Source organism: Calothrix sp. CBUCES-K 9914 (assembly GCF_059640475.1).
In genome coordinates, this window is record NZ_JBXXZH010000035.1 from 20,118 (window position 1) to 40,482 (window position 20,365).

General features: G+C 38.9%; 15 protein-coding genes. 13 read left to right on the top strand and 2 right to left on the bottom strand.

The window, feature by feature from the left end; translation table 11 throughout:
- Nucleotides 1-2 precede the first annotated feature (2 nt).
- The 8 genes from AC2JBO_RS10705 (at nucleotide 3) to AC2JBO_RS10740 (ending at nucleotide 6,169) form a co-directional block, all read left to right on the top strand.
- On the top strand, nucleotides 3-290 hold the full coding sequence (locus AC2JBO_RS10705; RefSeq protein ID WP_496953633.1) for a hypothetical protein: 288 nt from the start codon (nucleotides 3-5) through the stop codon (nucleotides 288-290).
- A 38-nt stretch (nucleotides 291-328) separates the two neighbouring features.
- Entirely contained in the window at nucleotides 329-1,282 is a 954-nt protein-coding gene (locus AC2JBO_RS10710; RefSeq protein WP_496953634.1) for a hypothetical protein, read from the top strand.
- The gene (locus AC2JBO_RS10715; protein WP_496953635.1) at nucleotides 1,275-2,651 is read left to right on the top strand and encodes a hypothetical protein; all 1,377 of its coding nucleotides are present in this window, start codon (nucleotides 1,275-1,277) and stop codon (nucleotides 2,649-2,651) included. Before AC2JBO_RS10710 ends, AC2JBO_RS10715 begins: the two co-directional genes overlap by 8 nt.
- 19 nt (nucleotides 2,652-2,670) lie before the next feature.
- The gene (locus AC2JBO_RS10720; RefSeq protein ID WP_496953636.1) at nucleotides 2,671-3,342 is read left to right on the top strand and encodes a protease-associated domain-containing protein; all 672 of its coding nucleotides are present in this window, start codon (nucleotides 2,671-2,673) and stop codon (nucleotides 3,340-3,342) included.
- A 345-nt stretch (nucleotides 3,343-3,687) separates the two neighbouring features.
- On the top strand, nucleotides 3,688-4,548 hold the full coding sequence (locus AC2JBO_RS10725) for a hypothetical protein (RefSeq protein ID WP_496953637.1): 861 nt from the start codon (nucleotides 3,688-3,690) through the stop codon (nucleotides 4,546-4,548).
- A 2-nt stretch (nucleotides 4,549-4,550) separates the two neighbouring features.
- Nucleotides 4,551-4,910 carry a hypothetical protein gene (locus AC2JBO_RS10730; protein ID WP_496953638.1) on the top strand — a complete coding sequence of 120 codons (360 nt, stop codon included), beginning with the start codon at nucleotides 4,551-4,553 and terminating at the stop codon, nucleotides 4,908-4,910.
- Nucleotides 4,911-5,366 (top strand): hypothetical protein, encoded by a 456-nt coding sequence (locus tag AC2JBO_RS10735; protein WP_496953639.1) that lies wholly within the window; start codon nucleotides 4,911-4,913, stop codon nucleotides 5,364-5,366. It abuts the gene before it with no gap.
- Nucleotides 5,367-5,371: 5 nt separating this feature from the next.
- The gene (locus AC2JBO_RS10740; protein WP_496953640.1) at nucleotides 5,372-6,169 is read left to right on the top strand and encodes a hypothetical protein; all 798 of its coding nucleotides are present in this window, start codon (nucleotides 5,372-5,374) and stop codon (nucleotides 6,167-6,169) included.
- 137 nt (nucleotides 6,170-6,306) lie between these two features.
- On the opposite strand, the gene AC2JBO_RS10745 is transcribed toward AC2JBO_RS10740, so the two are convergent.
- Both AC2JBO_RS10745 and AC2JBO_RS10750 read right to left on the bottom strand, forming a co-directional pair.
- Nucleotides 6,307-7,257, bottom strand: a complete 951-nt coding sequence (locus tag AC2JBO_RS10745; RefSeq protein ID WP_496953641.1) for a DUF4365 domain-containing protein — start codon at nucleotides 7,255-7,257, stop codon at nucleotides 6,307-6,309.
- A 308-nt stretch (nucleotides 7,258-7,565) separates the two neighbouring features.
- Nucleotides 7,566-8,177, bottom strand: a complete 612-nt coding sequence (locus AC2JBO_RS10750) for an SH3 domain-containing protein (RefSeq protein WP_496953642.1) — start codon at nucleotides 8,175-8,177, stop codon at nucleotides 7,566-7,568.
- 496 nt (nucleotides 8,178-8,673) lie between these two features.
- Between AC2JBO_RS10750 and AC2JBO_RS10755 the strand changes: the two genes are divergently transcribed.
- From AC2JBO_RS10755 to AC2JBO_RS10775, 5 genes are all read left to right on the top strand, one after another.
- Nucleotides 8,674-8,895 carry a helix-turn-helix domain-containing protein gene (locus AC2JBO_RS10755; protein ID WP_496953643.1) on the top strand — a complete coding sequence of 74 codons (222 nt, stop codon included), beginning with the start codon at nucleotides 8,674-8,676 and terminating at the stop codon, nucleotides 8,893-8,895.
- A gap of 279 nt (nucleotides 8,896-9,174) precedes the next feature.
- Nucleotides 9,175-11,133, top strand: a complete 1,959-nt coding sequence (locus tag AC2JBO_RS10760; RefSeq protein ID WP_496953644.1) for a PhnD/SsuA/transferrin family substrate-binding protein — start codon at nucleotides 9,175-9,177, stop codon at nucleotides 11,131-11,133.
- A 287-nt stretch (nucleotides 11,134-11,420) separates the two neighbouring features.
- Nucleotides 11,421-14,429 (top strand): DEAD/DEAH box helicase, encoded by a 3,009-nt coding sequence (locus AC2JBO_RS10765; RefSeq protein ID WP_496953645.1) that lies wholly within the window; start codon nucleotides 11,421-11,423, stop codon nucleotides 14,427-14,429.
- 78 nt (nucleotides 14,430-14,507) lie between these two features.
- Complete coding sequence (locus AC2JBO_RS10770) at nucleotides 14,508-14,723, top strand: GIY-YIG nuclease family protein (RefSeq protein WP_496953646.1); 216 nt, start codon at nucleotides 14,508-14,510, stop codon at nucleotides 14,721-14,723.
- 593 nt (nucleotides 14,724-15,316) lie between these two features.
- On the top strand, nucleotides 15,317-20,086 hold the full coding sequence (locus AC2JBO_RS10775) for a DNA methyltransferase family protein (protein ID WP_496953647.1): 4,770 nt from the start codon (nucleotides 15,317-15,319) through the stop codon (nucleotides 20,084-20,086).
- Nucleotides 20,087-20,365: the final 279 nt, after the last annotated feature.

The window sequence follows — 20,365 nt, forward strand, 5'->3', positions numbered from 1 at the left end:
CTTTGGCAGCAGAAACATTACAAGTGATGGTGCCTGCGATAAATCAAGTGCTACTTGGTGACCGCCAAACGATTACAAACTATATGACAGAAGGAGGAATGGTTGCTACTGCTGTCGCGATTACCACTACCACCACTATCGCCACTATTGCCCTTGCTGTTAGCTCTCCCCCAAAACCAGTATTTTTAAAGATTATAGGCACTTTCATTACTGGGACTATTTTAGGAGTAGCGTTAGCGGCATTAGTTCTTCGCCATTACAGAAAGCAAATCTTAAATAACAAGGTGTAGGAGGTTTGTCTTCTTAGTTAATTAACGGTTTAACCAAAATGCAGTTTACTGACTCGCCATCCAATTACCAAAATCATGAATATAGCTCCCACGATTTTGATGATAATTGGTTTCCAGACCCGCGCGGAAAATTTCAACAAAACCAGGCGCCCTCGCAGGGGTTTATCAATATTATTAAATCAGGAAGTTTAGATTCTTTACTAACCAATCCTTGGCTCGTATCAATTTTCATCGCGACGATAATTTCAATATTGATTGCTTCGATTGCGGCAATTATGCACGGCAAACGTTCACAAGAACTGACACCTGAACAAGAGACACAGCAAGCACTGCTACAAAAATCTGAAAATTTGCAGGCAAGCGATACTAATTTTCGGGAGTATCTAACGCGCAATGATTATAGTTCTGGGATGGTAAGCAACCCTGGTTTACTACAAGCAGCAATTCTAGAAGCTTCCGCACGCTACCGTAACCGAATTGTTACCAGTCAAAATAATCCTCAAAACCAAGCATATAACCAACATGAGGAGGTAATTAATTATGGCTCGGAAATTGAAGCACTCAAACGTATCAACCTCGGAGCATCTGGTAAAGAAGCAGAATTACGATATATTGACCCAAGTACTGATTCATGGGTAACAATTCCTCTCGACTCTGCCGAATTAACAGCCAGTGGTTTAGTCAAACTAAACATTATTTCCAGCAGTCGAAGGGAGACAACACAACGCTTTGACTTGATTACAATTGCCCAAAATACGCGCAAAGCTCTATCTGACATCAAAAATACAAGAGTCGAAGCATTAAAAGTTAAAGGATTGGCGCCTGTTGCCGAGCAATTAGAAAAGACCGATTGGTTTGGAAATACAATCAATCCACAAGCAGCAGAAATATCTGATTATCTGCAATATAAACCGGAGCCAAAACCGAAAGGGCGTAAATCACAACTGTTAGACCAACCTCCAAAACCAACCAAGGAGGAACTAAATGAGTAAGTTATTTTTTGTTCCCATACCTTTACTGATAGGTGGCTGGATGTTCACAAGTAGCTTTACGACAAGCGCCATAACACAACCAGCAACTCCATACTCTACGCAAAAGCAGTTGATTGAAGTAGAGATGCCAGAACCAGTAAAGTCGTTTTTAAGAATTGGTGGCGCCCTTTTGGCAGTCGTAGGACCATCGAGTTTGGTTTTTTGGGAATTAGCAAGTAGAAAACGGCGCCAGTATGCCAAGCCTCAACTTATGTTAAAAGCGAGTCAAAACGTTTCACCTCAACAGTCTCAACCGGATTTGTTTGAGGTAAACAATACGCAACCACAAGTAAAAAGTGTTGCCAGAAATACTAAGAGCGAAAGCAGCCAAATTGATACAACCCACCAACAGCCAAGTAATTCTCAAGTTTCTAAGCCAACTCCAAATTTTTATCAAACAGGCGCCTATGAATCTATTTTTTCAGGAAATAAAGTTGATGCAGTTCGTCAACTGTCGCCCACCAATGAAGATAAATATGAAGACGTAAAATCCCTAGTTTACGAAAACACAGTGGGTATCGTTGGTAAGGAGAAAGGGAGTGGAAAAACATCCAAACTTGGTTATCTAATTGCCGAACATGTTAAGTTAGGTCATTTGGTATGGATGGTTAACCCCTTCGCCAAGGGTCAGCACTGGAAGGGGATTAAAGTTTTTGGACGTGGTTATAACTTTGTTGAAGCTACAAACGCTATCCGTGAGTTTACCCGCATTGCTTTTTTTAGAATTGCCGAGGCTGGCGATGAAACAAAGGAATACGAGCCGTTTGAAGATATTCACATTCATCTATCGCTAGATGAAATGTCTAATTATTCGAGCGAAGTGGATAATATCGATGCTACCGTCATGCCTAAATTCTGGGAAGCAGTGGTTCAATTTGTTCGGCAGTCCAATATGTCAGTATCCTTTGCTAGCCACGGTGATACTCAAGCAATGTTAGGTGGCGCCAAAGCTCTGGCTGGTAAATCAGAAACGATAAAAGATGCAATTGTCTGGTTATACGCCCAAGCGGTAACGGATAGAAACGTTGAGGGAAACAAGCGATGTGCAGGTTGGGCATATTTGATTCGTCCAGATGGGGGAGAACGTCAAAAACTACGAATTGATATTCCCCATTGGATGCAAGGACCACCTGTCACTCGTATTGATGGAAAAGACAGATATAACTACGTTCAACTCGTTCAAAAATACTGTCCTCAATTTCTTTACCTTCCAACGAATGTTCAACAACCTGTAGAAGACAATTCCCAAACCCCTGTTGATACAGAACAGTTTCGCCAAAAACTTATTGAGCAGGAAGACATTTGGGGACTTGATGGAGAAATTAACTAGTGTCATTTAAGGAATATGTATGGTTAGAAAACAACTAAGAGGCGCCAGCTTACCACAGTTACATTCAAACGATTATTTAAGTACTGATGTTATGGACGCAAATTACGAAGAAGACAACGATGATTACACTAATCGTCACAACAGGTCATCAAACTGGCATGGACGCGCGTACCGTGCTGGACGCTATGCAAGAGGCGCCTACGATTGGGGACAAAATTATAGTCGTGGTATTACACCAGCAATGGAAAACGGCGCCAGTGCAGCTATCGGTACTTTGGGTACTGTTGCTAGTCACACCAACCCGTTCAAACCGTGGAGGTCGTTTGCTTTCTGGTCGATGGGCATCGGTACTTTAATTGTGGGTGGATGGGTTGCTCAATTCTTTTTGGGTGGACTGATTGCAACTCGTAATCCAAGACAACTTCCACAAAATGCTCCCACGGCAGTTAGATTTGGTCATGGTGTTGTTAATGCTGGTAAACCTGTTGCAACAGGAGTATGGAATGGATTTGGTACTGTTGCAACGGGAGCGGGTGACAGTTTAGATAAAGCAGTGCGGTTAAATTCAGGCGCCTCAGATGATTGGCAACAACCAAGAGTAACTATACAACAACCGCAACAACCCACAACTACTTTACCCTTAACTAATTGGACAGGCACCAGCGGTTATCAATCAGTAGGAAACAAGTAAAATGTTTCCCTTTAATAGAGGAGTCGGGAATAGGGAGAGAGGGGAAATATTCCAACAACTCTCTCATTTCTCTTGGATAAAGATTTCTTCGTCGAGCTTATTGATTACAGGCGCTGTATTTGTTGTGTTTGTTTTAGATATGGCTAGTTCCGGCTATGGTTCGTTTGCTCTAATTCCAAACTGGCGCCTGAATATTGCAGCACTAACAACTGATGTACGCTCCGACTTGGAAAATTTGATGCGTTCAAAATCATTCATACACAGTACGCACAAACAACCAATAGAAAATCATAGTCTCGCTAAAGATTGCCAAACTTTGCTAGACGCTTACAAAAAGGGGCATAAATGCCAATTCGAGCCACTGACCTACTCAGATACCTCCCTCCAGAAGTCCAATATCACGAAATCAAAGCAGTAGAAGAAGCACTTCGCCAAAATGTTATTGCCCAAGCAAGAGGACGTGTTTGCTGTTTTGGATTGTCCTTAATTATGGCAATTGTCATTGTGCATCCTGGTGTTAATGCGTGGGTTGAAGGCAAACTTCAGTTAAATCGCATCATTAATATCGGTTCTACAACTTCCACACAAATTAAAGAAGCAGACAAAATCGCTGCTGCGCTTGTAGATTATGCGCACGCTCATAATTGGGAAGTGAGAACTGGCGCCCGTCGTTATAACGTTTTTTACGTTCAAGGAATGTTTCCCAATGGTGTTAGTAACGATAACGCTCCCAATCAATTTAATGACAGCCGTTTTTTAGTTGAAGTCAATCCGACTCCACGTTTGATTGGTGCCTGGGATGCTTCTGTTGAACCGGGAAATCATTACACCAAGCAACCAATGAATGCGTCGGGTGCGGCACATATACAAGTACCAGGGCAGTATAAAGCATGGCGTATTGGTATGCATAAAAACCGAGAACTTGCTTTAGTACAAGTGGTTCCTGTTGATATATGGCGCGATAAAAATCGTAACGGCAAGGTTGACAAAGATGATGTAAAAGAGAGCGCGTTAATTGGCGCCAATCAACATAGCGCACATGACCAACAGTTAGTTGATGATGCAAGTGCAGGTTGTCCGGTAGGGCGTACATCTAAAGGGCATCAGGAATTTATGAGATTTTTACAACAAGACGCTGATTATTCTCTGAACAAAAATTTTATCTTTTCTACGGGCTTTATTACTGCCAAGGATTTGAGGTTCTAATTATGTCGAGAAATAGAGTATTAAACAATCAAGATTCTGAGATAGTTTCTGAAGCTTTAACAGGGATTTTATCTGTTTTGAAGCAACTTTATGCCGCTGCATATACGTTCTCAGAACATAGCGATTTTTTGGATGAGGCGTTGCAAGACACAGAGCAATTGTTATTACAGTTTCCAGTTGGCTTAGAAGGACAATTTATTGCAAATGGAGTTGATTTTAGTACTGCCATTAGATTAATAGCCGCGTTGGATAGATTTGATGTAACCGAAGGCGTAGAAATACTGAAGTCAATTCGCGACCCTAGGAATTGTGGAATTGCTCAAAGAATTTTTAGTCGGATGGCACAATCAAGAGGTTTGTAAATGAAAGTAAAAAAATACCTTTCTCCAAGCGATTATTATTTGTACATGAAGTCTGATGCTTGGAGAAATAAGCACTATTTTTGGTTAAAGCAATGTAATTATCGATGCTCAATGTTTCCTTGGGTCAGAATTGGAAAATATGCATCTAAAAAGTACGGAAAGTATAGTATACACCATACGGGTGTTGGTTATCGTCACTTGGGACATGAAGAGTTGTGGACAGATGTACTTCCGCTATGCCCACTTGCTCACTGGTTAATTCATGGTGGGCATATGAAAGCTAAAGCTCCCTGGAAACCGAATATTTTTCAACAAACATTGCATTTTTGGTGTAGCTTACCACTGCTATTAAAACAGTTAGTTTTCCTAGTTGCTGGATTATTAATTGCATCTTTTTTTTCTTGGTGGATGGGTTTTGTTTTAGGTATTTTTCTTTTAGTGTTGCTATTTAGCTAACTTTCATGAATTTACAAAAGCTAGGGCGTAAGTGGGATTTCCTCAACGCCCTATTATTAGTTGGTATCGTCATCTTTGTATTTAGTAAGCCTGCAATAAAAATTGGCGATGATGGTTTAGAAAGTCTGAGTGAAGTCAATACATCTTATTCAGGTAAGCTAAATACTTTATTTGCCAATAATTCTTCAGTAGGAGTATTAGCCTTGTGCGCTGCGGAAGGTAACTGTACCATTGAAGGCAACAAAACTTCTTTATACTACGGGCATGTTGACCCTGGCAACAGAGTTAATAACAGAGGCTGGTGTAGTGACCAAGGTAGAGGAGGAGCTAATTTGCAAAATGCGGATGCTGGCTGTTTAAGAAGAACTCAAAGTCGTATTTCTGTATTAGTTCGTAAAATGCAAGCTGCTGGGTTAAATCCAGAAGAAAATATAGAAGTGTTTTTAAATTCGATTGACCAATGGAATCAAGCATCTCCTCGTGTTAGTAATACATTTGCAGAGCGTTACGCAGATGCTATCAAACAAGGATTGAAGGGTAAAGAGGCTATCTTGTGGGCAAGAGTTGAAGCTTTTCGTAAGAACAATGGAGAGTTGGAGGCTGGTAATTACCGAGTCGGCTTGTTCTCGATTTGCGCTAATCCAAAGAATACGTATTATACTACTCGGTTGCAGCAGTACCCTATGTGGTCAGAACGTTGGCGTTGGAATTGCATTGCTTTGGATCAACGGCGCCGTTTGGAAGCTATCAATCAAGTTTTAGTTAGAAATGCAAATAGTTTTGCTCCAACTAACCATAAATAGTAGCAAAGGCTCTTAGCCTCGAAACATGAAACTCAACTTCTTTATAATAATTGAGTTTTTTGAGGTGCATAAATTGGTTAAAAGTTTGTTGGATATAAACGGTGCCGTACCTCAACTTATAGAATCAGCGAAACATTTCACGCTTTATAATACTTACTGCTAAATCCTACCGACAGTGGGGCGCCTTCATACTGGCAAGAGACACCAATCTTTAACTTCCTCTTATGGTCATAGTATGTGTGAAAGTGCGTCTGTTTACGAACTAATTCTAATTCGGATGGATTAATACTAAGTACTCCTAAGATTGCCTCGGAATCGAACGGGCGGTCTAGACTCCAAGGAGCAGTTTTCTTTAATTCAATATCCACATAGTTAATAAAGTTTCCTTCTGCTTCTAAAAGCATATGGGCTTGTTCAGAATCAATGATAATGTTATTAGCTTCATTTGGTTCTCCACTGACGGATTTTGCAGCATCAGCTATTAACATCCCAATATATTGAAAAGGACGGTGGAAGGGTGTACTCAGTACATCTAGACCTAAATCAAGAGCTTTGTCTATGGCGCTTGCGAGGGTTAATGTCCCAAGATAATCACCATTTTGAGGTTCTTCAGATGCATGTGAATTAACTATTGATACTAATTTGGTGGGCAAGGTATTTATATCTCGCTTAAAACTATCGTGTATAGAAATAGGGATTGAGATAGTTTTTTGGTCTTGCCATTTTTTATTAAGCGAACCAAGAAAATTCTGCGGAAAAGACCAGTAAAAAATACTATTTCTGCGGTCAACAATAATTAAAAATGTTGGATTTGGTTGAAGTAACCAATAATTAAGGGTTGTTACTGCAATAGGAACTGAAATTAAATCACCTTTTACCTTAGCTTCTTCTTTTCCCTTACATTGAACATTAAACAACTTTCCAGTTGGATATTTCCCTTGCATAATTTCACAGATGAAGTCAACGCCCAGGTCTCTATCTTGAGGAACAGGTATAACATTGCAAAATTCAGTCAAAACTGAACTGAGGAGGTCGGCAGCATTGGCGCCAATCATCTGCGAATTAGTACGTTTAGGTAACTTTGTCATTATTAAGTCCTGATATTAACCTCAAAAACTCGTTTTACGGCACGTCGAATACATTCTTCAACTTCCCTTCAGCTTTTCTCCAGGCGTAAGCGATTGGCATTGCTCGTACAATCAAGCTTTTTTGTGCTTAATTAGCTTTTCCCTTAACTATCTCTTACTTGATAATCATGTATTAAATTTTACCATGTAGTCTCTGAATAAAATCTACTTAAAAACTAAATTTAATGATTCTAGAAAAAGTTAATAGTCTCCACCGCGTGGAAAGAAACGGCGCCGCTGTAAATTCATTATTCATGCAAGGTGGCTTTTCAAGGACATGTAGTTAAAGTCGATGGACATTGGTCAGACGGTGCCAACCAACCTCTCAATTTACCATACTCAGCAAATATCCATTTACCATTACCACCTAAAAGTTTGACTTCAGTACTTTCAGGAACCTTACCAACCTTACGACTTTTTGTATTTGGCTCTTTGTAAAGATATACTCCTGTACCATAACCACGGGTAGTAGTTCCTAACAAAGGTGCGTGTACCCAACCTCGACCTTGAAAAGGTACTCCTTCTGGTTGAGTGCTTTCGGCTCTACTTATCTGTACCCACTCACCTTGGCAAGCAATAATATCTACATTCACAACCAATGCAGTAGTAGGAAGCTTTCCTATTATTGAGGAGTTCGGCGCCTTTCTAACATTTAAGCCGTTAGGGTCTTTATCAATAACATAGGCACCAAATTGACAAAGCACTGATTTGCTAGAATTAACTTGACTTAGCATTAACTTAGCATTGGCAAGTTTTTGAGCATTCACAGGCGCCAGGTAGTTTAAATTTACCCCAGTAGTCGCAAATGTAAAGGCGATGCCAAAATAGAGAACTATTCTACGTAACTCCATAATATGAAATAAATTTTGTGTAAAGTCCATTACACTTAGTGTTCCCTGTTTTAAGCACGAAAATTATGAATATTTTCAAAACGACCCTTACAGGTGCCAATACGATAAAAATTAGTTTATGACAGCCGTGTGTGGGCAGGCGCCATTTTTCATAGAATATTTACATGCGTTACTGGCTAATTACATGTATTTTAAGTACTCTAGTACTTAAAACACGGGGTTCAAAGCATATTCTGATAATTTTACCTTCGGGTGTCATCCAAGTGCGCTTACGCCAAATTACGTGTTATCACTTTGAAACAGTCTTCTCTATATATCCAAGTTAGCCATTACGTTTTAAATTGTTAAGGCTAATATAAATACTTTATAAACTTTCAGTAATTACTCTACTTATAATTATTCAGTTAATACTTATTTTTTCAAGCTAATCGTCAGAACTTTTGCTGATGACTTTTTGCTTTATATCTAGTTAGCATATAGCAAATTGTATGTTACTTGCTATGTCATGTAGTAGGTTGGAGGTTGAATGATTATCAAAAAAACATCAGTAGCTAATCAGCCAGAACTTGGTAAGCTAATTCGTGAACTGAGGTTAAAAACAGGATTAACTCAAGAACAATTTGCTGCTTTTTTAGGCGTTACTTTTTCTACAATCAATCGTTGGGAAAATGGGCGTTCTAAACCATCCCCGTTAGGGATGGAAAAAATTGAAGAAATGCTTAAACAAATTAATGATGCTAAAAACTAATTGCTAGGTAGGTATACAAAATAGATGTTTTAACACTGGATGCATACCAGTTTTTATTCTTATTGTAGAGTAATAAATTTGGGGAAGTTTTTATTTGTTGAAACATTTATCTTATCACATACTCTCTGCATAGTAGATAAAATATAAAACATCGTTTTCAGTTTTTATCTAAGTCAACCGTTTAAAGATTATAGATTTTCTTCAAATCAACTATATTCGATTTTCGTAAATAAATATTTCAGCACAATATTTAACAAAACATTTATCTGGAGGTCTACTATGTCTAATACAAATGCTGAATTAGAATTAATGGGAAAAGGGTTGACAATGTTACAGACTGTACTATTAAATTTTGTTAATAGTAAAATCACAAAACAATACGGTGATGAGTGGCTTAACAATAATAGTAATGTAAGAAATATTCTCAGACGCAGTAATCCAAATCAGACAGAATACAGCCTTGATGACTTAGATATTAGCTTACTACTTAATATTATTGATAACAATAATATCTGGGAGGATGTCTTTAATCAAACTCTTGTTAATACTACAATATTGACAAATATACACCAAAGCCAACTAGTAAGCTTCAGAAATATTAGAAATCGTTATGCACATCCGTGTGTTGCTAACATTTTCTCATTAGACGAAGTTGAAGAAACTTTATTCAAGATGCAAAATATTGTTGAAGTTATATCGCCTGATGATGTGGATAGCTTTAGAAATTTGAGGCAAGGCGTATCTTATTTACGTAATGAAACAGGCTCTAGTAAAGTTGGTATTGATATACCAAATAATAACAAAACTTCAGAGGCGCCCCACTCAGGCGATGAAACAGGCTCTAGTGAAGTTGATAATAATACAGCAAATATTAATAAAAATCCAGAGGCGCCCCACCTAGACGATGAAACAAATTTGGTTCAACCTTCTATAAAAATTAATAATCTAAACCCAGATATTGAGAGTGATCAGAAACCTCAAGAATTAAATCCTGATACAAATGATAATACACGAACTAAGAAAATATACCCAGTTAATTCAATCGCTAAATTATCGCTGACGATAATAGCTATGTTTGTCCTTGGGGTAGTAGTAGCAATTAAGTCTTTCCAGTCTTTCTCAGTAAACAATGCTTCAATATCTACCACTATTAATAGTACAGAAAAAATTACCAAGTATCGCTTGCAAGCTAATTCTTTGAAGATAGGCATACTAGGAAATTCAAAAAACTACAATGAGCTAGAATCGCACCTGCGCTCTCAATTTGGAAATAATATACAGATAACAATTGATGGAGACAATTCCATTTCTTATACGGAAGCAAGAAATCGTATCATCCGCAAGGAGTGGGATATTGCTTTTACTCTCTCCCCCATGCTGTCTGTGGCAGCTAAAGATAATGGCTATACTTATGCTGCTCAAATGTTCCCAGGTAATCCTCCTTATTACCAGGCAGCACTGTTTGTCAAATCTAATAGCTCTATTAAATCCCTTAATGATTTAAAGCCATCGCATACTATAGCTCTTGGAGACTTTAATTCAGCGTCTAGTTTCTATATGCCTGCTTATGACTTGTTTGGTAAAACTCTACGAGTAGATGAAGGTAACAGCAGTCAAAACATTGTGAAAATGGTAGAAACTGGTAAAGCTGATGTGGGTGCCGCTGCTTTAAGTCGGATTGAAAATACAAATGGCTTAAGAATTATTCACTTGAGTCGAAAAATTCCAGGGTCTGGTGTTTACCTATCCCCTAATATTTCTGAGCCGGATCGACAAGTTATTAAAAAAGCTCTCCTAGATGCTCCTAGCAATATCCAAAAGCAAGCTAATTACGGTGCTGGCGAAGAACCTGACTACTCTACCTTTGTAAAACTTTCTCAAAAATCTGAAGAAGTTTTAAAGTGTGCGGACTTTCAGAGTAATCCTGTTAATTTTTACTGCACTACCTCTGCTTCAAAACAAAATGCCTCTGGTTTAAATACTGATTCAACTATAGTGGGTAAAATTAATGGATGGAGCAAGCAAGATAGCGAGACTGAAAAGTTTAGATTGTCCGCAGGCAATAAAATATATCTTTTGCTTATCAGCAGGCAGATCCTTAGCCAAATTCCCGGTGCTTCTAACCCTATTGCTTTGCAAAAAAAAGATGTGAGAGTTTCTGGTGTAGTACCTAAACAATTAGACAGTAATACTTTTGAAGTAAGAATTACTCAACCAGAACAATTAATTATTGATTAGTAACATAACTACATTTGTTGCTATTGCTTTAAAGATAAACAGTTCTAAATGTGGGAGAAGCTGCAAATCAAAATTTTGCAAGAGTTGATGTGCGAGCATTAATTACAAGCATCAAGAATATTGAAATTTTAAAACTATACGTTACGTATTTAGTGTCAATATAGGGGCAAGGGCTGGTAAAACTTAATACAAGTTCAAATTACACTCAATAGGCGGTTAAAGTTGTCAACATCTATACTGTATGTAGTAAAATTTCACGGTTGTGTAATAAGCGAGAACTACGAATCATGCCCAATGTTCTACCCCTTGCTCCGGGAATGCGGGTTTTATGCCGTGATGCTGAGTGGTTGGTGCAGCGTGTTGAAGCATCGAATGATGCAGGTACTCAACACGCGGTGCATGTTATTGGGGTAGATGATTTAGTTCGGGGACACCAAGCTATTTTTCTAACGCAGTTAGATGAAGTTGAGCCTGTTGACCCGCGTCAAACGAAGCTCATTCCAGATACTTCTAATGGTTTTTGCCGTTCTAAGTTGTTTCTTGAAGCCCAGTTGCGACAAATGCCTTTTTCGGGTGAGGAAGCGGATTTAGAAAATTTAGGCGCCTATGATTTGATGCAGTTTCAAGTAACGGCAGTAAATCGCGCGCTGCAACAGTTGCGACCAAGATTATTACTTGCGGATGCTGTTGGTTTGGGGAAAACTATCCAAATTGGCATGATTTTGACTGAGTTGATGCGTCGTGGACGTGCCGACCGAATTTTAGTATTGACCAAAAAATCTATGCTGACACAGTTTCAAGCAGAACTGTGGAACCGTTTTGCAATTCCTTTAGTGCGTTTAGATTCTCAGGGAATTGCCAAACTGAGACTAAAAATTCCCACTAATAAAAATCCCTTTGAAGTTTATCACCGAGTTGTTATTAGTATTGATACCCTTAAAGATGTTGGTCGTTACGGTCATTTTTTAGAAGAAGCGCGCTGGGATGTGGTGGTAATTGATGAAGCTCATAATGTCGCAGGCGCCAGTGTACCAGAAAAGCACTTAGCAAATCGATTAGCGCGGTTACTGTCACGACGTACAGATAGTATGTTGCTAACAACTGCAACACCTCATAACGGAAAGCGAGAAACTTTTGGACGGTTAATTTCTTTGCTTGACCCTTCCGCAATTCCCGACCCTCGTTACCGCGAGTATGATGCTGAGGATATTCGAGGTTTTTATTTGATGCGGTTTAAAGAAGATGTGCGTGGTCAAATTGGGCAGCAACTTACTGATAGAATTGTTGTACCGATACAAGAAACTAAAGTAGCCGCAACTAAAGTAGAGGAAGCTTGTTATAGTATTTTAGGAGAACTACGGCAAACGGCTCAAGCAGCTATCGAATCGGAGCAGCGCACGGATTGGAAAAATCAACGTTTAATTCAGTACGGCTTGTATAAACAGTTTCTTTCTAGCCCAGAATCTTGTGCAAATACAGTTTCTAAACGGGTGAAGAAGTTACAAACAGAAGACCCTAAAAGTCCAGAAATATCCTATTTAATTAGGTTAGAACAAAACCTTAAAACAATTACAATTACAGAATCATCTAGGTTTCAATTATTACTTAAACAGTTAGATAAAATTGGTTGGACTGGAGAAAATAATAGCCCGCGCATACTAGTATTTACCGAATATGTAGAAACACAAAAAGCACTGGCAACAGCAATAGCAAAGGTATTTAATCTTAAACATAGCGAGAAATTTGAAGACCAATCGAAACAAGCAATTGCTTCCATCAGCGGCGCCTGTCCGGATGTACATTTAATGTCAGCAGTAGAAGCATTCAGTACAAAATCTTCGCCTGTACGGATGATGATTGCTACAGATGTTGCTTCTGAAGGGATTAATTTACATCACCAATGTCATCATGTTATTCATTATGACTTGCCTTGGTCAATTATTACCTTAATTCAGCGTAACGGGCGAGTTGACCGCATTGGGCAAACTCAAACGCCAATTTTACGGTATTTGATGGTTGAGACGAAAAACGGTTTGCTCGAAGGAGACTCAGCTATTTTTGAACGGTTAATAAATAAAGTCGAGGAAATTAACCGCAGTACCCGTTCTGGAGAAAGTCAACTTCAACTGTATGACCAAGGAAAGGAAGTAGAGTATATTGCCGAACAAGGTTTATTAAAAGGAGACACAGACGTTTTAGAAAACCGCGCGCGTCAAAATACAGTAATATCAGCAGAAGCAAACGAGTTAGAATCAATTATCTCAGCAGCCAACCTTAAAGATGATAATGATTTACTCGCATTTTTGCTAGGTGAAGAAGAAATGCCCTCACTCCCAACTCCTAACTCCTCACTCCTCACTCCTAACTCTTCCTCCCGCATTCGGTTTTATAAAGATTTTGATTTTTTGCAAGAAGCATATCGTTTATTAAAGGAATCACATCAGGACTATCCGCCTTTGCGTGTTGAAGATAGAATGATTACTTTAGAGGCGCCTCTTGATTTGAAACGTCGTTTAGGTGCTACCTTGTCAAATAATGATATTATCTTTGGCGCCACTGCAATTCCTCAAGAAGCTTGGCAAGAAAATGGCGAATTTCGACTAACTGATGATGTTGAACGGGTTAAATTAGCTATTACTGCTGCACGTAATACCTCCGGTTATTGGTCTAAAGAACTATTGTGCAGCGAAACCCATCCAATTATGCAATGGTTGGTAGAACGATTATTAATGCAGTACGCACGAGGTGAGGCGCCAATTATTACTTCTAAGGAATTAGAACCTAAAGAATTAGCATTTTGTTTTATTGGACAAGTTCCATCAAAAGCAGGAACACCATTAGTTGTAGATGCTCATGCGGTTCGCTTTTTCCCAAAAGGTCGTGGTAACAGAATAGCATCACTGCGCGAAACACTCTCTGATGCAGGGTTTGAAAAGTTAGCAAATACTACAACTCCCGCAAAAGTTACAGCAGCTAATATGTTAATTTCTGCTGCCGTTCAAGCTAGTTTAGAACATTTACAATCTCTAGAGAAACAACGTCAAGAAAAAGTGGCGCCTTTATTGCAACTTGAAGAGCAAAGACTGCAACAATGGAGTCAGAAACGCCTTGACATTATTAACAAACAATTAGCTGAAATTGACCCTTCGAGTCCCACTTTCAAACGTTTACAAAAAGAACGCTCAGAAATGTACAGATATCTTAAAGACCGTCAACAACATTGGCGTGATATACATTTACTACCAGGAGAGGCGCCTATTACTCGGCTCGTTTTGGTAATTGAAGGTGTTACCTAAAATGTTGATTACCATAACGTAGAGACCAAGCATGTACGGTCTCAAGGTAAAATCGGGCAAATGTGATTTCCTGCGACCATGCCCGACTCTATTCGACAAGAAGCCCGCCAAATCCTCGATACTCTTGCTTTCACTCCTTTCGAGCAATGTCATCCTCTCAGTCGCGAGTTTTTAGATATCCCCACCACAGCTGGCTTATATGCATTTCGACATTCGTCCGAAGGGTTACTATACATCGGCAAAGCTAAAAACTTACGAGACAGACTACGTGGGGGACATAAAGCCTTTCTCTGAGGTTGGCTTGACCGCTACGACCCTTTATATGTGAGGATTACCTTCGCCACTCTCAACCAGTGGCAAAAACCAGGGTTATTATATGAATTAGAAACCCTTATCCTCCAAGCTAGCAATCCCCCTTACAACGTTAAAATCCCCAGAGAAATATGACTCAAACCATCACCACCCAACACCTTTCTCCAGAATCAATAAATCAGCTTGTTAACCACTTGCCTGATTATATATAGGACTACTATTTGATTTTTGAACAAATTTAGGTATCGTACTTAAGTACTAAATTCTTGATGATAGTGCATTACTAAGTCGCTTAGGCGCCCTAATTATCTACGTATCCTTTCAAAAATCAAACCGGATTCCTATAAAAACTGCACTCTTAAAAAAATCTGCTGAACTTGAATGTTCACTCGAAGCTACAATCGAAATGGCAATATCTAGCTTTCTAGATGAAGAAGCCTTTAGCTTTGAGGATTGTTTACTTGCTCAACGCCTAAAAGAACAGGATAAATAGGGTTAGGGACAAGTTAGAATAATTACCGCTAAATCCACAATAATTACCTATACTAGAGTGGTTATTAGCTTCTCTTTCCACTATGCCTTTAGACCTTGCCATCCATAACGTTGGTGAATACTACTCTTCGCACTACTTGGACACTACTTTTTCTAAAGATGCCCAAAAATTTACCCAACAGTGGAAAGAAGACGGTGCAGCAGCTTCTCCGAGGCAGTTACAAAGGTTGGCACAACGGTATTTTAAGGCAAAAGCTCAAGCTTTGGAGGAATTGGACTGGAAGTTACGGCGCCATGCAGGTGCAGAAATTGAGTCTTGGCATTTGTATTTATTACAGGCACTTGGTTATAGTAATTTGGAAGGTGCTGATGTTCCTGTAGAAGCAGGAGATATTTATGTTCCGACGTTGGGGTTATTAAAACGGTTTGGGCAACCTTGGTTAATTATTTGTGAGAGTATATTTTGTATTCCTGATGGTAGTTTACCTGATGGTGTGGCGACTGAAGACCCTTTAGAAGCTCAACCGTTACCTCAACAGTTAGTAGATAATACACATAAATTAGTTCAGGGAGACTGGACTAAAGCTGTGGGAGAGATATTTAAGACAGAGGAACCTCCACGCTGGGTGATGTTATTGGCAGGAAGTCACGTTTTGTTATTTGACCGTAAAGCATATACGAACGGTCGTTGGTTAGCTTTTGATTTGGATGAAGCGTTTGGTCGTAATGAAAAAGCAACGTTTGAACAAATTGCAACATTTATATCGTGCGAAACACTGGCGCCTGATGGCGAATCAACTGAGGTGTTACATGATACGTTAGAGGAACAAAGTCATAAATTAGCGCATGGTGTAACAGAAAATTTACAAGTTGCTGTGCGCGAAGCTATTGAGTTATTGGCGAATGAATGGGTTAATGATAGGCGCCGTCGTAATATGGCAATGACGATGTTGGATGAGTTTACCTCTGTTACTGCGGAACAGTTGCGTCATGAAGCATTAACTTTTGTGTATCGGTTGATATTTTGCTTTTACGCAGAAGCACATGGAACAGAATTAGGTATTTTACCAATAAATGATAATGCTTATCGTTTGGGATATAGTATAGAATCTTTACGAGATTTGGAATTAGTTCCTTTATCTGAACAGTCAGTTGAGGGATTTTACTTCCATGAACATATTAGTCGAATATTTGGTTTAATAAATGCAGGGTTTAACTCGTTACCAGAAGAAACTAGTCATAATCAACTAGATTTAAAGTTTGTTCAAAATACCCGAGCTTTTGAACTACCACCATTAACAGCAACATTATTTGACCCGAAAGCAACTCCATTATTGAGTAAAGCGCGTCTTTCTAACCGTTGTTTACAGCAAGTTATACGTAAACTATCTTTAAGTTACGACGAAAGAACCAAAACCACAGGAAGAGTAAACTATGCAGACTTAGGAATTAACCAATTAGGCGCCGTTTATGAAGGTTTGCTTTCGTACAAAGGCATGTTTGCAACTGAGGACTTAATACAAGTTAAACGCGCACAGGATGAATTTGGCAAGTCGAAAACTCAAACTTGGTTTGTATACAAAGACAGGTTAGAGGAGTTTAAAAAAGAAGAAGTTGAAAGAGTAGAAGGTAAACCGCGTATTTATCCCAAAGGTTCGTTTATTTTACACTTGTCAGGACTGGATAGAGAACAAAGTGCTTCTTATTACACCCCAGAAGTTTTAACAAAATGTTTAGTAGAAGAAACATTACGACCGTTATTAAAAGATTATACACCAGAAGATGCCGATAAAATACTTCAATTAACCGTCTGTGAACCAGCTATGGGAAGCGGTGCATTCTTAAATGAAGCTGCAAATCAACTTGCACAGAAGTATTTGGAACTCAAAGAAAAGCAACTTGGAGATTCGATAAACCCTGTTGATTTCCCTTATGAGTTACGTCGTGTTAAACACTATATAACTACTCGTAATTTATATGGAGTAGATTTAAACCTAACAGCAGTAGAACTCGGCGCCTTATCATTGTGGCTAAACTCGATGCATAAGGCAAAGTTAGTCCATGATGATTTTACAGAAACATGGGTACGCGGCGCCACACCTTGGTTTGGATTACGATTGCGTGCAGGTAATAGCTTGATAGGTGCGCGTCGAGCAGTATGGAGTAAAGCGCAACTATTAGCAGGAGTGCATTTAAAAAATGGAGATGAAGCAGTAGAACCACGTCAACTCAAACCAGGAGAACAACGGGGTAAAAACGAAGTATATCATTATTTAGTGTTTGACCCAGATATGGCGCCGACATCTGGGGATGCATTAGTAAAACAATTTCAACCAGAAGGAGTCAAAGTAGCAAAAGAATGGTTAAAAAAAGAAGTTAAGCGCAAATGGACAGAAGCAGAAGTAAATTTAGCGCTATCTATCAGTGAATTAATAGACCAACACGAACAAAAGTATGCAGAACAAAGAAAAGCAGCATTAGAAAAAACAGCATGTCCAGCAAGCGTATATCCCTATCCCCCTACAACTAAACCGGGACCAAGTTTAGCATTGCAAGAAGAAGTAAAAGCAAACTTAGAGTCAACATCAGGAAGTTTCCAACGGTTAAAGTTAGTAATGGACTCATGGTGTGCATTATTTTTCTGGTCAATGGATGAAACAGAAGCATTACCCAAACGTGACGACTATTTAGAAGCAGCACATATATTACTTTCCCAAGAAGTAGATTTAGGTATCAAAGCATATCGATTAAACTTTGACAGTGCAGGTTTATTAAAAGCAAGTGCAAAAAATGACTTAAACACCGACTTGTTATGTGCAGCAGTATCATGGTATCGTGTTAGTAGAGAAATTGCCGAGGAACAGAAATTTCAACATTGGGAACTTGCTTTTCCTGAGATATTAGGAAGTGATGCTAGTCAAGCGCGCGGGTTTGACTTAATATTAGGAAACCCACCTTGGATTAAAGTATCTTGGACTGATGCAGCATTGTTAAGTGATTTTGATGCGATGTTAGGAGTTAAAGAAGTAAGAAGTGCAGATTTTAATAAGAAACGTCTGCCAATGCTACAGGAAGAGTGGCAACGTATAATTTATCTAAACGCTCAACGTTCAAGTTTAGGTGTAGTAGCTTTTCTTAATAGTCACCGACTTTATAAAGCACTGCGTGGGAGCCAGACGAACTTGTATAAAAATTTTATTGTTAAAAGTTGGAGTTTGTTAGGTAAACAAGGTTGTGGAGGACTTTTGCATCCTCAAGGTACTTATGATGACCCAAACGGAGGACTGTTACGAGCTAAATATTACTCAAGATTAATAGCACATTATCAATTTGAAAATGAGCTTAACCTTTTTAAAGGTACTAATGACCACGGTAGGATGAGATTTGGTTTGAATATTTATACTAGTCAACCTCAAAAGCAAATTTGTTTCGACGTTATTAGTAATTTATTTCATCCCGCTACTATTAAAACTTCTCGTGCTGTGAGTAAGGATGAAAGACCTGTTCCTGGAATCAAAACAAATTCTGGTAACTGGAATATTTCTGGACACCCTGATAGGATAGTAAGAATTACTAATCGAGAACTATGTATTTTCGCTAGCTCAGAATATGAAAAAGATTATTTACAAACTCCATTAGTTAATTTACATGCTTACCAACTCGTTACTGTATTTGATAAAATTAACAAAGCAGCAAAATTTCTTGCGGAGCTTAAAGGAAAGTACTTTGCGACAGAATTGTTTCATGAATCAAACAGTCAACGTGATGGAATTTTAACCCGACATGATAATCCAACTTTTCAACCCAATAATACAAATGAGTGGGTAATTAGTGGTCCTCATTTTTATGTCGGGACACCCTTCAATAAAACACCAAGAACTCGTTGTCAGCATAACAATGGTTATGATGATGTTGACTGGACGACATTATCTGAAGAATATCTCCCGCGCGCAGTTTATTCCCCTGGAAACAAAAACGGAGATTTAACAATTTTTAACACCGCTATTCCAGAGTTCAATGATAATAAACTTTTAACTGAATATTACCGATATGTAAATCGACGTTTAGCTAGTACAAGTACAGAGCGGACGTTAATCAGTGCAATTATGCCTCCTGGTATAGTACATATTCATCCAGTCTTATCATTAACGTTTGCATCAAACTTAGATTTACTCGGTTTCACTAGTTGCACAGCATCAATTATTTTTGATTTTTTGATGCGTGTTACTGGTCGCTCAGATATTTATGACTCTAATTTACAAACACTACCCAAAATATCGAATCCCTATATTAAACCAATTATGCACCGAGGTTTACGCCTGAATGCACTCACGGGCGCATATGCAGACCTTTGGACATCTGTTGCTCTCACACAAATGCCACAAGATAGTTGGGCAGTAGAAAATCCTATGTTAGACTCATTCGAGATCCGTTGGCATATGCTCGACCCGCGTGAGTGGGCATGGCATTCCCCACTTCGCAGTGACTTTTCCCGGCGCCAAGCACTTTTAGAAATAGATGTACTAGTTGCGTTAGGACTTGGTTTAACTCTTGATGAACTTACAACTATTTACCGTGTGCAGTTTCCTGTAATGCGACAATATGAACTAGCAGACGAATACGATGCAAAAGGACAACGCTTACCCAGTACCGATAGAAAAGCTGCTGGAGGTAAGGAAGTTCGAGAAGCACGAAAAAATTGGGATGGTACTTCTCCTTTAACTGTAAGTTGGCAAATTAATGATGGGTTGGATACTGTTACGAAAACCTTTTACCCTCCGTTTGTTAAAGTTGATAGGGAAGCTGAGTATGAACAAGCTTATGAAGTGTTTCAAAATAAATATAAAGGCTAGTAGGCAACGGATACAACGGATGTAACGGATTATCGATTAGATTATGTAGCACTTGAAATTGGGGGCAAGGAAGCTGAAACTGTTTCCTGGTAATGCTTTAACCCTGTCCCCACCGAGTCTCTCCATCTGATACTTAGCTTTAATACCACAAAAATTCCAAAATTTAGGATAGTAACTCTGAATGAGGCGCCTGCCCATGAAAGCGCACGAAGTGTTTTTTAAACTTTGGACAAAAAAGCTCTTTCTGAAGAGACAAAAAGAGCCGAGTATAATTAAATT

Coding starts and splice junctions, on each gene's coding strand:
- AC2JBO_RS10715 (WP_496953635.1), top strand. CDS start 1,275: ATGAGTAAGTTATTTTTTGTTCCCATACCTTTACTGATAGGTGGCTGG.
- AC2JBO_RS10730 (WP_496953638.1), top strand. CDS start 4,551: ATGTCGAGAAATAGAGTATTAAACAATCAAGATTCTGAGATAGTTTCT.
- AC2JBO_RS10770 (WP_496953646.1), top strand. CDS start 14,508: ATGCCCGACTCTATTCGACAAGAAGCCCGCCAAATCCTCGATACTCTT.
- AC2JBO_RS10735 (WP_496953639.1), top strand. CDS start 4,911: ATGAAAGTAAAAAAATACCTTTCTCCAAGCGATTATTATTTGTACATG.
- AC2JBO_RS10710 (WP_496953634.1), top strand. CDS start 329: ATGCAGTTTACTGACTCGCCATCCAATTACCAAAATCATGAATATAGC.
- AC2JBO_RS10765 (WP_496953645.1), top strand. CDS start 11,421: ATGCCCAATGTTCTACCCCTTGCTCCGGGAATGCGGGTTTTATGCCGT.
- AC2JBO_RS10755 (WP_496953643.1), top strand. CDS start 8,674: ATGATTATCAAAAAAACATCAGTAGCTAATCAGCCAGAACTTGGTAAG.
- AC2JBO_RS10745 (WP_496953641.1), bottom strand. CDS start 7,257: ATGACAAAGTTACCTAAACGTACTAATTCGCAGATGATTGGCGCCAAT.
- AC2JBO_RS10750 (WP_496953642.1), bottom strand. CDS start 8,177: ATGGACTTTACACAAAATTTATTTCATATTATGGAGTTACGTAGAATA.
- AC2JBO_RS10775 (WP_496953647.1), top strand. CDS start 15,317: ATGCCTTTAGACCTTGCCATCCATAACGTTGGTGAATACTACTCTTCG.
- AC2JBO_RS10740 (WP_496953640.1), top strand. CDS start 5,372: ATGAATTTACAAAAGCTAGGGCGTAAGTGGGATTTCCTCAACGCCCTA.
- AC2JBO_RS10720 (WP_496953636.1), top strand. CDS start 2,671: ATGGTTAGAAAACAACTAAGAGGCGCCAGCTTACCACAGTTACATTCA.
- AC2JBO_RS10760 (WP_496953644.1), top strand. CDS start 9,175: ATGTCTAATACAAATGCTGAATTAGAATTAATGGGAAAAGGGTTGACA.
- AC2JBO_RS10725 (WP_496953637.1), top strand. CDS start 3,688: ATGCCAATTCGAGCCACTGACCTACTCAGATACCTCCCTCCAGAAGTC.